The sequence below is a fragment of the Enterobacter sp. SM3 genome, assembly GCF_009811935.2.
GTDB lineage: Bacteria > Pseudomonadota > Gammaproteobacteria > Enterobacterales > Enterobacteriaceae > Enterobacter > Enterobacter asburiae_D.
The window spans coordinates 2,575,633-2,591,020 of the sequence record NZ_CP099971.1; the positions used below are offsets into that span (position 1 = coordinate 2,575,633).

Below are 15,388 nucleotides of genomic sequence, written 5' to 3' on the forward strand. Positions count from 1 at the left end.
ATTTTTATCGATTTTTGCGAAAAAGCGGGAAGACGAGGCGGGGAAAAACCGGGGAGGAGCGATCCCCCCGGCAGTTGCGCTTACATTGAATAGCCTGGCTTTTTGATTAACTCGTCCAGCTTCGGTCCTATTTCGGTATCCCAGACCTGCGCTTTCCAGTCCTCCTGGTTCACCTGATTCAACGCAACGGACACCGAGCTGTCTTTGCTGTTGAAATGGCGAATAATGACCTCAGCAATATCCTCGGCCAGGGCGGTTTTTTGTTCGTCGTTTAAATCGCGGGGAAAACATTTGATATCTACGTGTGGCATATGCAGGCTTCCAGTTGTGAGTCATGGCTCCACGTTATCAGATAATACCGTTGGCCTTTAACACCTTGTGCAGTTCCGGCTGCTGGCATACGGTATCTGCGATGGCCGTCAGTTTCGGCGTATTGGTCGCAAACCAGTCATGGCGTGGCCCCCAGGTGCGCGCCACCGCGATATACACATCCAGCAGCGTCAGCCGTTCACCCAACGCAAACGGGGCAGCCTTGAGCTGAGTTTCAAACCACAAATAGAGGGACTTCCGGTATTCGATGCAGTTTTTTTGCAGCTGTTCCGGCGCGTCCGGCACCCAGCGCTCGGGATAGTCCGCATACGTAAATGTGGGATAGACGTTAGCCACAAACCAGATCAGCAGACGCTGAAACTGCTGGCGTTCGGCCTGCCCCACGGGCGGAGCGAGATCGGGACATCTGTCGAGCACCATCAGGGCAATCGCCGCCGTTTCGGTCATGATGGCGCCATTTTCCAGCTCCAGCGTGGGGACCTGGCACAGCGGGTTGAGCTTTTGCAGCAGCTCACGCTGCGGACCGGGCTGGTCAAACCCGTCCACGTTGATAAATTGATAAGGGATATCAGCCAGGGTTAGCATCACTTCACCGATTGCCGAGCCCCAGCCGGGTACGCCATAGAGTTTAATCATGTTGCCCCCTCAGGAGTGAAAATCCTAAGTGTAGAGCACCATTAGTAGGTTATCCCAGGCGGGTTGACCTCCGATTGCGTCACCGCTTCCCCCTGCTCGCCCCAGCGCGCCAGTACCTTCTGGTAATCTCCGCGCTTAATCGCGCCGTCCAGCGCGGCCTGCAGCGCGTACACCAGCTCATTGCCTTTTTTGGTGGTGGTCGCGACATAGGCTTTTTTCGGCCCTAAACCGACCACGCGGGTTTTGCCGGTGAGCGCCGCTTTGTAGGCTGAAACCGACTGAGGGCCAAAGAACACGTCCGCCCTGCCGGACTGAATATAGAGATTGCCCGAGGCATCGTCGTGAAGATAGACCGGCAGCGCAGGCGCCCGCCCCGCCTTTTTGTTCTCTTCGTTCCAGCCCAGCAGAATACGCTCCTGATTGGTACCAGAGCCGACAATCACCCTTTTCCCGGCCAGATCTTCCGCGCTTTTGATTGACTGGATCTCGCTGGTGGATTTCACCGAAAACGCCAGCGAATCGACGCGGTAGGTCGCAAAATCAAACTTCTCTTTACGCTGTTCGGTCACCGCAATGTTCACCAACGCCACGTCGTAGCGCCCGGAGGCGATCCCCAGCGGCCAGTCTTCCCACGCCGTCGGCACCAGCTTCAGCTTTAGCCCCAGACTGCCCGCCAGCAGGCGGGCGATATCCGGATCGCTGCCAATGCGCGTACGGTTATCGCTGGCCAGCAGCGCCAGCGGCGGAGAATTCAGCGCCGAAACGGCGACCGTCAGCGTACCCGGCTCAACGAATTTGTAATTGGCGGGGATTTTCGCCACGGCCTGCCGATCCACCGTCACCGGCAGCGGCTGTTCGTTGGCTTTCAGATCGATGCTGGCGTGGCTCGCCGTCGTGAAGACCAGCCCCGCCAGAAGTCCATATTTCATTGGCACTCCTTACAAGACTTTGGAGAGGAACTGGCGCGTTCGCGCATGTGACGGACGGTTTAATACCTCGTCACTGCTTCCCTGCTCGACGATTTTTCCGTCGACCATAAACACCACCTGATCCGCCACTTCCCGGGCAAAGCCGATCTCGTGGGTCACCACCACCAGCGTGGTGCCAGACCGGGCCAGTTTTTTGATCACGTCCAGCACTTCCCCTACCAGCTCCGGATCCAACGCCGAGGTGGGCTCATCAAACAGCATCACGCGGGGACGCAGCGCCAGCGCGCGGGCGATGGCAATACGCTGCTGCTGACCGCCGGAAAGATGGCGTGACCAGGCATCGGCTTTATCCCGCAGCCCAACCACGTCCAGCAGGCTATACGCCCTTTCCACCGCCTCTTTTTTGCTGAGCTTTTTATGCGCGATGGGCGCCTCTATCAGGTTTTCCAGCACCGTGAGATGGGGAAAGAGATTGAAGTTCTGGAACACATAGCCCACGTTGACGCGCTGTTTGAGGATCTCCTTCTCCTTCAGCTCATAGAGCTTATCGCCCTGACGACGATAGCCAATGTAATCCCCGTCGATCTGGATAAAGCCTTCGTCGACGCGCTCCAGGTGATTAATGGTGCGCAGCAGCGTCGATTTACCCGAGCCGGACGGCCCGAGGATGACCGTCACGGACCCGGGCGGGATCTCAAGCGAAACGTTGTCGAGCGCCTTATGGCGGCCAAAAAACTTGCTGACGCCGGTAATCGAAATATGTCCTTCAGGAGAGGCTTGCATGGACGGGCTCCTGTGCTGGCGTGGTGGTGACAGAACGGGTACGACGGGCGGCACGGTTCTGGTTAACGGCAGAGCGGCGTTCGCTGCGGGCAAGCGCGCGCTCGACGCCATACTGGATAGCGGACAGGACGGTGGTGATCGCCAGGTACCAGGCGGCACCGACCATCAGCAGCGGGATCACCTCCTGCGTGCGGTTGTAGATCATCTGGATGGTATAGAACAGCTCCGGCATCGCCAGGACGTATACCATCGCCGTGCCCTTGGCGAGGCTGATGATTTCATTGAATCCCGACGGCAGGATGGTGCGCAGCGCCTGAGGCAAAATGATCCGCACCGTGCGGCGCCAGGCCGGCAGGCCGAGCGCGGCGGCGGCCTCGTACTGCCCGTGGTCGACCCCGAGGAATCCGCCGCGAATGATCTCGGCGGTATAGGCGCTCTGCACCAGCGTCAGCCCCACCACGGCGGTAGAAAACTGCCCCAGCACGTTGATGGTTTCAAAGCTGCCCCAGGTGATGCCGGTGAACGGCACGCCGAGCGAGAGCGTGTCGTAGAGATAGGAAAAGTTGTAGAGAACGATCAGCACCACAATCAGCGGCAGCGATCGAAACAGCCAGATGTAGGCCCAGGCCAGGCTGCTCAGAAGCCACGACGAGGACAGTCTCGCCAGCGCCAGCATGCCGCCCAACACCACGCTCAGCGCGGTGCCGATCAGCGTCAGCAGCAGGGTCTGCCCGACACCTTCCAGGATCACCGGGTCAAAGAACCAGCGGGCGAAGACCGCCCACTCCCAGCGCGGGTTAAAGGCCACGGACTGAATCACGACCGCAAGGACAAACAGCGCCACCGCGGCGCCGACGGTCCGCAGCGGATAACGCGCCGGGACCACCTTAATGGTTTCAACGTTGCTCATCGTCGTTCCTCATGCGGTTTTACTGAACGCTTCGCGTACCAGCGTTTTAGTGAAGCGCAGCCGACCGTCAAACGGCGGCTGGCTGTACTCTTCCGGATCCCGGTTCAGATCGAACTGCGGCTGATAGCCCTGGCTAATATAGAGCCTGACCGCTTCCGGCTGGCGAAAACCAGTTGTCAGGTAGATTTGGCTATAGCCTGCCAGCACCGCCCTGCGCTCCAGCTCCTGCACCACGCGCCCGGCAAGCCCCTGCTGACGCAGGGTTTTGTCCGTCCAGATGCGTTTGATTTCCGCGGTGCGTTCGTCGAAAGGTTTGTACGCGCCGGTGGCGATAATCTTCCCGTCGCGCTCCAGCACGATAAACAGCCCCTGCGGCGCTAAATACCATTCTGTAAGCTCAACTTCCGCGTCTTTGGAGAAGTAGTCCCCGTAGCGGGCGGCATATTCGCCGAACAGCCCCTCGATAATGGGCTGAAGCTCGGCGTCTTCCGGGGAAACGTCACGAAATCGTTCGCTCATCGCGCCTCCTTAATCGCCCAGGCCAGCCGGGTTCACTTCTGACTGAGGAATGCGCTCAACCCCTTCCCCCCAACGGTTCAGCACTTTGTCGTAATCGCCGTTTTTGATGACGCCGTTCAGCGCGGTTTGCACCGGCTCAACCAGCCCGCTGCCTTTTTTCAGCGTTACGGCAATGTGCGCCGCCTTCGGCCAGCCGCCGTCGACGCTACCCACCAGTTTGGTTTTCCCGTTCAGCGCCGCTTTCCAGGCGCCAATCACGTTCGGACCAAAGTACGCATCCGCGCGTCCGGACTGCAGCGCCAGCGTTTGTGCCGCATCGTCTTTGGTATAGATCGGGGTAAAGGGCTTCAGCCCCTTCTTCAGGTTTTCGGCATTCCATGCGAGCAAGATGGCCTCCTGGTTGGTGCCGGAGCCGACGATAATCCGCAGCCCGGCGATGTCCTCAGCCTTTTCAAGCGACGTGATCGGGCTGGTTGATTTCACGTAGAACCCGAGGGAATCTTTACGGTAGGTGGCAAAGTCAAACTTCTCTTTACGCTCTTTGGTAACGGTGATGTTGCTGATGGCGGCATCATATTTCCCGGAGGCCACGCCCAGCGGCCAGTCTTCCCAGGAGGTCGGCACCACGTTCAGCTCCAGCCCCAGGCTGTCAGCGACCAGACGGGCGACGTCCACCTCACTTCCCAGCAGCGTTTTGTTGTCGTCGGAAAACACCGTCAGCGGCGGTTGATTGAGGCCCGCCACCGCCACGGTAAATTTCCCCGGCACGGCGAAGCGGTAATCTTTCGGCAGCTGTGCCACCGCATCATTGTTTTTAGCGGTATTAACCGGCGTTTTATTGGCCTCGATGCTCACGCCGGTGCCGTTAATATTCACATTCTCTGCCCAGACGGCAGGGGTAAAGGCCAGCGCGAGCGCCAGAATAAGCGATGTTTTCTGCATAGCGTTGTTCTCTTTTATTGTTGTGTGTATTGGTTTTTAGGTTCGTCTAAACCCAGACTTTCGCGCAGCGTGGTGCCCGGGTAGTCGGTGCGGAACAGACCGCGGGCCTGTAAAACGGGCACCACCTGGTCAACAAAGCGCGGGAAGGTGTCCGGCGTACCGCCCTGAATGATGAAGCCGTCTGCGGCATAGCCTTCAAACCAGGCCTGCAGGCCGTCGGCCACCTCTTCCGGCGTACCGGAAAAGCGCGGGCGCGGCGAGGCGGCTTCCAGCGCTACCTGACGCAGGGTTAAGCTGCGCTCGCGGGCATTGCGCTTGATTTCATCGGTGGTGCTGCGGAAGCTGTTTTTGCCTAAGTCGCCGATATCCGGGAACGGTTCGTCGAGCGGATACTGGCTGAAATCGTGATGTTCGAAATAGCGTCCGAGGTAGTTGAGGGCATCGTTTATCGACACCAGCGCCGCCGTGGTTTGATACTGGTTTTCCACGTCGTCGGCGTCTTTACCCACAATCACGCTGACGCCCTGGAAAATATGTAAATCTGACGCGCGGCGTCCGTTCGTTTCCAACTGCTGCTTCACGTCGCGGTAAAAGGCTTTTGCCTCATCGAGCGTTTCGTGATGGGTAAAAATGGCGTCGGCATGTTTCGCCGCCAGCTTTTTCCCATCGTCCGACGCGCCCGCCTGAAAGACAATCGGTCGTCCCTGTGGCGTTCGACCAATATTCAGCGGACCGGCGACCTGGAAGAAATCACCGTGGTGGTCGAGGGTATGCAGTTTGGCCGAATCAAAGAACTGACCGCTCTCTTTGTTGCGCACAAAGGCGTCGCCCTCCCAGGAATCCCACAGCCCTTTCACCACGTCGAGATACTCATCCGCAATGCGATAGCGCAGCGCATGCTCGGGGTGTTTTTCGCGAGAGAAGTTCTTTGCTGACCCTTCCAGCGGCGAAGTCACCACGTTCCAGCCCGCGCGTCCGCTGCTGAGGTGGTCGAGGCTGGCGAACTGGCGCGCCGTGGTGAAGGGCTCGCTATAGGAGGTGGATAAGGTTCCCACCAGCCCCAGGCGCGAGGTGATGCTGGCGAGAGCGGACAACACCGTCAGCGGTTCAAAGCGGTTTAAAAAATGCGGGATCGATTTCTCGTTGATATAGAGACCGTCGGCAACGAATAAAAAATCGAGTTTGCCCTCCTCCGCCTTTAACGCCGTCGCTTTGACGAAATCAAAATTGATACTGGCATCGGCGACGGCCTCAGGGTGACGCCAGGCGGACATATTCCCGGATGCACCATGCAAAATGGTCCCCAGCCGCAGTTGACGATGTGCAGACATATTCACCTCTTAAGAATTAAACGTGTTGCAGGGCTTTTTCCGCAAGCTCTGCAAAATAGCGGGCAGCGGGCTCAATTAAGGCTTCATCCGGATTGAAGGCCGGATGATGTAAACCATACGGGCTATTGCTGCCGATGCTGACAAACGCCCCCGGGATCTGCTGCAGATAGACCGCGAAATCTTCCCCGCCCATATGCAGCTCGGCGTGTCGGGTTTCGTATCCGGCGTCCCGGGCGACCGAGGTGGCGAAATCGGCCCAGCGCTCGTCATTCACCAGCGCGGTGGGCCCGGCATACCAGGTGATATCAATCTGCGCGCTAAAGGCGCTGGCAAACCCGGCGGCGATTTCGCCCACGCGGGCTTTCACGTTCTGCTGCACTTCCGTGCGATGGGTGCGCAGCGTGCCTTCCAGCTCGACACTTTCCGGCAGCACGTTCCAGGTGTTACCGCCTGCAATGCGCGTCACGCTCAGCACCACCGAATCCAGCGTATTGACGTTGCGGCTGGCGACGCTTTGCAGCGCCGTCACCAGCTGGCTCGCCAGCACAATCGCGTCGTTGCCTTCGTGCGGACGTGCGGCGTGCGCGCCCTTACCGGTAATGCGGATCACGAAGCGATCGACGTTGGCATAAAACGGCCCGCCGCGGGTAGCGAACTCACCGACCGGCAGGCCGGGCTCGTTATGCATGCCGAAGATGGCGCTGACGTCGCGCAGGGCACCGGCCCGAACCATGCTCTTCGCACCGCCAAAGTTCTCTTCGGCAGGCTGAAACAGGATCCGCACCCGGCCGTTAAGCGACGCTTCCCGCTCTTTCAGCTTTAACGCGGCGCCGAGGATCACGCTGGTGTGGATATCGTGCCCGCAGGCATGCATTACGCCTGCACGCTGCGAGCTAAACGGCACGCCGCTGCGCTCTTCAATCGGCAGAGCGTCGATATCCGCCCGCAGCGCAATCAGTTTGCTGCCCGAGCCGATTTCCGCCACCAGCCCGGTCGACAGGTCGTAAGGCTGCGGGGTAATCCCGGCATTCGTCAGCCACTGGCGCAGGCGCGTCGTGGTCTCCACTTCCTGGCCGGAAAGCTCCGGGTTCTGGTGCAGCTCGCGACGCCAGGCAATCAGCTGTTCGCCAAAGCTCATACGGTGACCTCCTTGTTAAGACGCGCCTCGGCAAGCAGGCGCACCGACGCGACGTGTGTTGCTCCCTCCGCTACCGGCGTGTCGATGATAAATTCGTCAATGCCCCACTGCTGGTGCAGCGCGTTGAGCTGTTCCAGGACCGACTCAGCCGTACCCGCCAGCAGCGACTGCGCCCGGCGTGCAATGCGCACCGGCTCGCTGCCCGCCTGACGCGCAAAGGCGTAGGCCTGCTCTTCGCTGGCCACGGTGACACGCTGGCCGTTTGCCAGCTCAACGCCCCACACTTCGACCTTTTGCGCCAGGGTTTCTGCCTCGGCCTGCGTCGGCGCGACAATCGCCTGTACCGCCACAATCACGTCCCGCGAGCTGCTCTTACGCCAGGTCGATACCACCTCGCGCAGCAGTTCCGGGTCACCGTTCAGATGCGCGGCAAAAACAAAGTGCCAGCCGAGCCTGGCGGCCAGCAGCGCGCTATCGGTACTCGCGCCCAGCAGAAAACGTTCTGCAGGCGACGGCGGCAGAGGCGTGGCGCGGACGGCATCCTCCGTTGACGGATGTTCAGGACGGATCCAGCGATCGAGCTGGGCCAGCTGTTCGGCGAAGCTGCCCTTTTCCTCTTGATTCAGGCCCTGCTGCAGCGCACGCGTTGAGAGCGGTAAACCGCCGGGGGCTTTCCCGACGCCGAGATCCACGCGACCGGGCGCCAGCGCGGCCAGCACGTTGAAATTCTCGGCGACTTTATAAGGGCTGTAGTGCTGGAGCATCACGCCGCCGGATCCTACGCGGATGCGCGTTGTCTGCCCGAGGATCCAGGCAATCAGCAGCTCCGGTGAGGGGCTGGCAAGATGGGGTGTGTTGTGGTGTTCGGCAATCCAGAAGCGGTGATAACCCAGATTTTCTGCCTGCTGCGCCAGCGCCAGCGTACGCGCCAGTGCATCGGCAGCCGTTTCGTTTTCAGCGATGGGGCTTTTATCCAGAATGCTGATTCGCCATGACATGTTGCGTTCTCGTTTGACTTAACATGTCGACATTATTAAAGGCGCATTTCACCACTGAGAAACAATTAATTTACATTTAGTTTGCCGGAAATCAGATATATAAAACCATGCTAAGAATAAGACTTTAAGTCGGCAATCAGCGTTTCTGCCTGCCCGCGGCGGGTAATGCGGACGAAGCGAATATGCCCGTATTGCGGGTTTTGCAGATCGGCTTCATAACGCGTGCGGTTGTTACGCCATGTTTTCATCGTCCAGATGAGAATGGACTCTCTGCTGAAAAACGCGCGACGGAAACTCTCTTTGTTCCCGGTTCCGGGCCAGAGCTCGTGCTTATGCCAGGCCCGTTTGATTGCCCTGTTGACGGCCTGCCAGAGGGTGCGGGTAAAGCCATAATCGACCCACACCACTACGTCGACATTACGCCATTTCACGGGCCGCGTGCGGTTATAGTTGCCGTCAAGCACCCAGTCTGGCGACGCCTGTAGCGCCTGCTCCAGCTTTTCCTGAAACACATCGTCCGGCGTTCCCTGCCAGTCGGGCCGCCAGTAGAGTCCGTCCATCTCGATATAGGGAATAGCCAGTTCGGTCGCAATCTGCTTCGCCAGCGTGCTTTTTCCGCTCCCGCTGGTTCCGATGACGTTAATTTTCACCTCAGCCTCACTGTGTTAACGAAAATTGACCAAATGATAGCGTTTTCATCCTGTTAACGAAACGCTATTTCAGCCGGGCAATTTTATCGGAGTGGCGATCTCCCCCTTTTAATTTGGCTTATGTCGTTTATTTGCAGCGCCCACCAAAAACACCTCTGAAAATATTTTCATTTTTATTACATTCGCTAGCGTTAACAGATTAAAAATAATGTACAACGGGTATTTCAGGCAGTCAGAATTTCAGAGAGAATAAGCAGCGGACAGTTATAAAAAAATAATCACATTCATCTTACCGGAGCGTTTTCCGGACTTTTTTATTCTTGCACATCATCATGGAGTTACTCATGAGGCGTAACACTCCCGTTACACAAAACGAGTATTTGCTTAACGATGGTTCGACGTTAATGTCGACCACCGATACAAAAAGTCATATTACCTATGCTAATTCCGCTTTTATTGAAGCCAGCGGATATAAAGAAGAACATCTTCTGGGTGAGCCGCATAACCTCATCCGCCATCCCGATATGCCTGCCGAAGCCTTTGGCGACATGTGGTTTACCCTGCAGCAAGGTGAGACCTGGACGGGGCTGGTGAAGAACCGTCGCCATAATGGCGATCATTACTGGGTGCGGGCTAACGTGACGCCGGTCTGGCAGGGTGGATCCCTGACGGGCTATATTTCCGTGCGAAATATACCCGCGCGGGAAGAGATCGCGGCCAGTGAAAAACTCTATGCAAAAGTGCGTAATAACGAATTAAAACATTATCGTTTTTATAAAGGCTTACTGGTTCGGCGCGGTTTATTTTCGTTTATGTCGCTTTTTAAATGTCTCAGCACCGGCAAACGAATCCATCTTGGTATTGTGACGACGGCGTTACTCTCCTGCCTGGCGGTGTATTTATTCCCTGATAAAGTTGTGCAGTCGGGGAGTCTGGTACTGCTGTTTACTTCCCTGGCTTATTATCTTCATGCGCAGATCGCCCGGCCGGTAAAATCCATTGTGCAGCAGATGCAGCGCGTGGTTTCAGGGCGTAAAACGGACTATTACCATTTTGACAGGATCGATGACATCGGGCTGATGATGCGCCTGGTCAATCAATCTGGTTTGAACCTGAATTCGCTGGTCGATGACGTCGGGGCGCAAATCAGCGGGATTGGCACCATCAGCCAGCAGGTCGCGAAAGAAGGTGCAGCGCTGCAGACGCGTTCAGAAGAGACCGCAGATTTTCTGCAGCAAACCGCGTCGGCGGTGGAAGAGATCGCCAGCGCGGTGAAGCAAACGGCAGAAACCGCGAAAGAAGCCACGGAGATGGCGGATCGCACCCGCGACAGCGCCCACTGCGGTGAAGCAATGATGAAAGAGACCATCGGTATGATGCAATCCGTATCGCAGGATAACAGCCAGATCGTCGATATTATCGGCGTTATCGATCGTATCGCCTTCCAGACCAACATTCTTGCGCTGAATGCTGCCGTGGAAGCGGCGCGCGCAGGAGAAGCCGGGCGCGGCTTTGCCGTGGTGGCGGCCGAGGTGCGCAATCTTGCGCAGCACTCCGCGACGGCGGCGAAAGAGATCAAAGCGCTGATTGAGAAAAACGTCGCCAGCGTCAACGCTGGCGTTGAAAAAGTGGAACAGACCGAAACGCAGCTGACGGTTATGATCGACAACGTGCTGCGGGTCTCCTCCCTGATTAAGGAGATCGGCCACGCCACGCAGGAGCAAACCCAGGCGCTGACGCTCATCAACGCATCCATCTCCCGTATCGGCGCAATGACACACAACAATACGGGGATGGTGGATAACGTCGCTCACGCCGCGAATCACCTGACGCAGCGCACGACGCGCCTGCAGCAGGCGATTGCCGTTTTTGGCGGTTAGCCGTTCGGATACTGCTCGTCGGTGACTTTTTCCAGCCAGGCTACCGGGCTGCCGTTAACGGATTCGGCGATGGCAATATGCGTCATCGCCGTTTGCGCGCTTGCGCCGTGCCAGTGCTTTACGCCGGGTGGGATCCAGGCGATATCCCCCTGATTCAATACTTCCGCCGCTTTGCCCCACTCCTGTAACCAGCCGCGCCCCTGCGTCACAATCAGCGTTTGTCCAAGGGGATGCGTATGCCACGCGGTGCGCGCGCCCGGCTCAAAGGTCACGGTTGCCCCGCCGACGCTGGCAGGTTCGCTCGCCTGAAATGGCGCGTCAATACGGACGGTGCCGGTGAACCAGGCTTCCGGTCCTCGTACTGAAGGTAATGACCCGCTGCGGATAATTTTCATCTTATGCTCCTCATTTACTGTTGCGTTAACAGTAGCGCAAAGCACTCCGGAGCATTAGCGTGCATAATCAGATAGGAAATATGATTGAAATTCATAAATAGAGGCAATCGCAATGCTAAAAGATAATTTCAACGACCTGCTCTCTTTTATGGTAGTCGCCCGCGAGCGCAGCTTTACGCGCGCAGCGGCGCAGCTGGGCGTCTCGCAATCGGCGCTGAGTCATGCCATGCGCAAGCTTGAAGCGCGGCTCGACGTTCGCCTTTTAACCCGCACAACCCGCAGCGTTGTTCCCACCCAGGCGGGTGAGCAGCTCCTTGCGCGCCTAAGCCCGCATTTGCTGGAGATTGAGCAGGAGCTCACGGCGCTTCGTAGCGAGCGCAACAAACCCGCAGGTTCTATTCGCATCGTCGCTGGCGAGCATGCCATGGATGCCGTGCTCTGGCCGGTACTGAAGGCGTTTATGGTGCAGTATCCTGAGATTAACGTCGAAGTGACGGCAGATAACGGCCTGACGGATATCGTGGATGGCCGTTTCGACGCGGGAGTACGCCTGGGTGAACAAGTGGCAAAAGATATGATTGCGGTACGGATCGCGCCGGATATGCGGATGGCAGTGGTCGGTTCTACGGATTATCTGGCTCGCTTTGGGGTGCCGCAGACGCCGGAGCAGCTCGCTGACCACCGCTGTATCAATATGCGCCTGCCCACGCGCGGGGGCTTGTATCACTGGGAATTTGAACGCGACGGGCGCGAGCTTCGCGTGCGGGTTGAGGGGCAGCTTACGCTGAGCAACCTGTCGCAGCGCATCGACGCCGCTGAGAGTGGACTCGGACTCGCCTACGTACCGGAGGCGTCAGTTCTGGGGGCGCTGAGTGACGGACGGCTGGTCAGGGTCCTTGAATCGTGGTGCCCTACTTTCGAGGGGTATCACCTTTATTATCCGAGCCGTCGCCAGCACACTACCGCTTTCAGGTTACTGCTAGATGCTCTGCAGCAATCAAAATCTTGACCACCTGGTAATAATTAAGAAAATCTGATGATTAAATAATCAACCCGCCAACTGTTTTGTCTAAAAACTCACCACGATTCAGCGTGTTGTGATCGCCGTCTGCTCTGACCACACGATTTCCTTCGACGTGCATCACTTTCGGCACGGTTATATTTTGCGTCGCTTATGAATTGCAGGTAGGATGCCTCGCCATGTTTCGCCTTATCCATACGCAGAATGACTGGGAAGGCGACATGTGTTTGCGCAGAAGCAATCGTTTGTATTGCGCTCTGCCAGGCAGGACTATCACGATAATGGTTCAGACAGGCAAACAGGTAACTCAATGAAAACAAGCAATAAAAGCGCAGCCGATCATCATGCTGCTAAACGTCGCTGGTTGAACTCCCACGAAGAGGGCTACCACAAAGCGATGGGCAACCGTCAGGTTCAAATGATCGCCATCGGCGGCGCTATCGGAACGGGTCTGTTTTTAGGTGCTGGTGCGCGTCTGCAAATGGCTGGCCCGGCTCTCGCCCTGGTCTATCTGGTGTGCGGGATCTTCTCTTTCTTCATTCTACGCGCGCTGGGCGAACTGGTACTGCATCGCCCTTCCAGCGGAAGCTTCGTCTCTTACGCCCGTGAATTCCTCGGTGAAAAAGCGGCCTACGTTGCGGGCTGGATGTACTTCGTCAACTGGGCGATGACCGGTATCGTCGACATCACCGCCGTTGCGCTGTACATGCACTACTGGGGCGCGTTTGGCGATGTGCCGCAGTGGGTCTTTGCGCTCGGCGCGCTGGCGATTGTCGGCACCATGAACATGATCGGCGTGAAGTGGTTCGCGGAGATGGAGTTCTGGTTTGCGCTGGTAAAAGTGCTGGCCATTGTGATTTTTTTGGTCGTGGGTACCGTCTTCCTCGGCAGCGGCAAGCCGCTGGACGGCAATGCCACCGGCTTCCACCTGATAACCGATAACGGCGGATTCTTCCCGCACGGTCTGCTGCCTGCGCTGGTGCTGGTTCAGGGCGTGGTGTTCGCCTTCGCCTCCATCGAACTGGTAGGCACCGCAGCAGGTGAATGTAAAGATCCGCAGACGATGGTGCCAAAAGCCATCAACAGCGTGATCTGGCGTATCGGTCTGTTCTACGTCGGTTCCGTGGTGCTGCTGGTTCTGCTGCTGCCGTGGACTGCCTATCAGGCGGGTCAGAGTCCATTTGTGACCTTCTTCTCTAAGCTGGGCGTACCTTACGTTGGCAGCATCATGAACATCGTGGTTCTGACGGCAGCGCTCTCCAGCCTGAACTCAGGCCTTTACTCTACCGGTCGTATTCTGCGCTCTATGTCGATGGGCGGTTCCGCGCCGAAGTTCATGTCGAAGATGAGCAAGCAGCAGGTTCCCTATGCGGGGATTCTGGCAACGCTGGTGGTTTACGTCTTTGGCGTGTTCCTGAACTATCTGGTGCCGTCCCGCGTATTTGAGATCGTTCTGAACGTGGCTGCACTGGGGATTATCGCCTCCTGGGCCTTTATTGTGGTCTGCCAGATGCGTCTGCGCAAAGCGATCAAAGAAGGCAAAGCGGCTGATGTGAGCTTCAAGATGCCGGGCGCACCGGTGACCTCCTGGCTCACCCTGCTGTTCCTGTTCAGCGTGCTGGTGCTGATGGCGTTCGACTACCCGAACGGTACCTACACCATCGCGACCATTCCGCTGCTGGCGGTACTGCTGATTGCTGGCTGGTTCGGCGTGCGTAAGCGCGTTCACGAGATCCACAGCACCGCGCCGGTTCATCACGATGATGAAAAACACGACGCGCCGCTGGTAGAAGAAACCTCGCGTTAAGCATCCGGAAAGCATTAAAAAGGGAAGGCAAATGCCTTCCCTTTTTTTATCTTACAGCGCGATACGAATGACGTCGTCAGGCTGAGTGGCTTCCTGCTGGCGAGTCGACTTCTGTTTCACCGTCACATACAGCGTTTTACCATCGGCAGAGAGTGCCAGGCTGTTCGGGTAAACCGGCGTATCGAACGTTTTGCTCACCTTGTAGGTTTTCGCGTCAATCACGCTCACCTTACCGGCTTCACGGTGCGTCACATAGGCTTCATTGCGGGCCGGGTTAAACAGGACCGCCAGGGACTCCGGCGCGGCGATTTTCTCGATCACGCTGCCGTCTTTCAGGCTCACCACCAGCACTTCCGGCTGTTTTGAATCGGTCAGGAAGGCACGCTGACCGGCGGTGTCGAGGCTCAGGTTCAGATAGAAGTGCTCTTTACCGTCATCCTGCACTTTTTTACGGCTCAGGATTTTGTTCGTGGCCGTATCAATGGTTACCAGCTCGCCGTCCGCATTCGTGGTATAGAGGCGTTTCGCCTGCGCATCCAGCGCCAGGCCGGTGCTATAGGTACCGGTATTGGCAATGGTCTCTTTCAGCTTCAGCGTTGCGCCATCCACTACCCAAATCACGCTCTCTTTGCCAACACCGGTGATGTAAATCGTGTTGCTCGCGTCATCCGCCACCAGCTGGCGCGGCTGCAGCGGTTTGACGGTTTCACTGCGCTGGCGATTATCGAGCACCAGACGTCCTTTCACGTCGCCCGTTTTCGCATCGATGGCCGTCACCGCGCCGTTGATGGTGTTGCCAAACCACAGGGTTTGCGTCGCGCCGTCGAGAGTGGCACCAAAGGGTTTGAGATCGCTATGAATCGCCTGCGTCACGTCCAGCGTGACCGGATCAAGGCGATAGATAACCCCGCCCTTATCGGTTTTGCGGCTTTGTGACGTCGCCACCCACAGCGCATTTTCCTGCTGGCTGACGGCCATTTCATACGCCCCTTTGCCCACCGCTTTACGCAGCACCTCTTCGGCGGCATGCACCTGGAACGTCCCGGCAAGCAGTAAAGTGGCAGACAGCAGTGACAGGCTCAGACGCGGCGAGCACAGATGACGTAAAGACATAACAAT

At 57.5% G+C, this 15,388-nt stretch carries 14 protein-coding genes and 1 pseudogene; 3 read left to right on the top strand and 12 right to left on the bottom strand.

The annotated features are described in order from the left end of the window. Positions 1 to 80 precede the first annotated feature (80 nt). From pptA to GVO84_RS12170, 10 genes and pseudogenes are all read right to left on the bottom strand, one after another. Positions 81 to 311: a tautomerase PptA gene (gene pptA, locus GVO84_RS12125; RefSeq protein WP_023335848.1), complete on the bottom strand. Its 231-nt coding sequence runs from the start codon at positions 309 to 311 to the stop codon at positions 81 to 83. Positions 312 to 348: 37 nt separating this feature from the next. After that, positions 349 to 966: a glutathione S-transferase family protein gene (locus GVO84_RS12130; RefSeq protein ID WP_159514279.1), complete on the bottom strand. Its 618-nt coding sequence runs from the start codon at positions 964 to 966 to the stop codon at positions 349 to 351. A 41-nt stretch (positions 967 to 1,007) separates the two neighbouring features. Further along, positions 1,008 to 1,895, bottom strand: a complete 888-nt coding sequence (locus GVO84_RS12135) for an ABC transporter substrate-binding protein (RefSeq protein ID WP_159514280.1) — start codon at positions 1,893 to 1,895, stop codon at positions 1,008 to 1,010. Between the two features lie 9 nt (positions 1,896 to 1,904). Continuing rightward, a complete protein-coding gene (locus GVO84_RS12140; RefSeq protein WP_023335851.1) occupies positions 1,905 to 2,678 on the bottom strand; it encodes an amino acid ABC transporter ATP-binding protein in 774 nt (257 codons plus the stop codon). After that, a complete protein-coding gene (locus GVO84_RS12145) occupies positions 2,662 to 3,588 on the bottom strand; it encodes an amino acid ABC transporter permease (RefSeq protein WP_121423853.1) in 927 nt (308 codons plus the stop codon). Before GVO84_RS12145 ends, GVO84_RS12140 begins: the two co-directional genes overlap by 17 nt. A 9-nt stretch (positions 3,589 to 3,597) precedes the next feature. Then, a complete protein-coding gene (locus GVO84_RS12150) occupies positions 3,598 to 4,107 on the bottom strand; it encodes a GNAT family N-acetyltransferase (protein ID WP_159514281.1) in 510 nt (169 codons plus the stop codon). A gap of 9 nt (positions 4,108 to 4,116) precedes the next feature. Continuing rightward, positions 4,117 to 6,380 (bottom strand): annotated as a pseudogene (locus GVO84_RS12155) (NtaA/DmoA family FMN-dependent monooxygenase). Between the two features lie 16 nt (positions 6,381 to 6,396). Then, entirely contained in the window at positions 6,397 to 7,518 is a 1,122-nt protein-coding gene (locus GVO84_RS12160; protein ID WP_159514284.1) for a M20 peptidase aminoacylase family protein, read from the bottom strand. Continuing rightward, positions 7,515 to 8,516 (bottom strand): LLM class flavin-dependent oxidoreductase, encoded by a 1,002-nt coding sequence (locus GVO84_RS12165; protein WP_159514285.1) that lies wholly within the window; start codon positions 8,514 to 8,516, stop codon positions 7,515 to 7,517. Before GVO84_RS12165 ends, GVO84_RS12160 begins: the two co-directional genes overlap by 4 nt. A 110-nt stretch (positions 8,517 to 8,626) precedes the next feature. After that, positions 8,627 to 9,166 (bottom strand): AAA family ATPase, encoded by a 540-nt coding sequence (locus GVO84_RS12170; protein ID WP_159514286.1) that lies wholly within the window; start codon positions 9,164 to 9,166, stop codon positions 8,627 to 8,629. Positions 9,167 to 9,510: 344 nt separating this feature from the next. Here GVO84_RS12170 and GVO84_RS12175 point away from each other — a divergent pair, with 344 nt between their 5' ends. After that, complete coding sequence (locus GVO84_RS12175) at positions 9,511 to 11,046, top strand: methyl-accepting chemotaxis protein (protein WP_159514287.1); 1,536 nt, start codon at positions 9,511 to 9,513, stop codon at positions 11,044 to 11,046. On the opposite strand, the gene GVO84_RS12180 is transcribed toward GVO84_RS12175, so the two are convergent. Continuing rightward, a complete protein-coding gene (locus GVO84_RS12180) occupies positions 11,043 to 11,441 on the bottom strand; it encodes a (R)-mandelonitrile lyase (RefSeq protein ID WP_121423860.1) in 399 nt (132 codons plus the stop codon). The genes GVO84_RS12175 and GVO84_RS12180 overlap by 4 nt on opposite strands. Positions 11,442 to 11,553: 112 nt before the next feature. Between GVO84_RS12180 and GVO84_RS12185 the strand changes: the two genes are divergently transcribed. Then, complete coding sequence (locus GVO84_RS12185) at positions 11,554 to 12,450, top strand: LysR family transcriptional regulator (RefSeq protein WP_159514288.1); 897 nt, start codon at positions 11,554 to 11,556, stop codon at positions 12,448 to 12,450. 322 nt (positions 12,451 to 12,772) lie between these two features. Continuing rightward, positions 12,773 to 14,269: an L-asparagine permease gene (gene ansP, locus GVO84_RS12190; protein ID WP_047651051.1), complete on the top strand. Its 1,497-nt coding sequence runs from the start codon at positions 12,773 to 12,775 to the stop codon at positions 14,267 to 14,269. A gap of 51 nt (positions 14,270 to 14,320) precedes the next feature. On the opposite strand, the gene GVO84_RS12195 is transcribed toward ansP, so the two are convergent. Beyond that, positions 14,321 to 15,382, bottom strand: a complete 1,062-nt coding sequence (locus GVO84_RS12195; protein ID WP_159514289.1) for a YncE family protein — start codon at positions 15,380 to 15,382, stop codon at positions 14,321 to 14,323. Between the last annotated feature and the right edge of the window lie 6 nt (positions 15,383 to 15,388).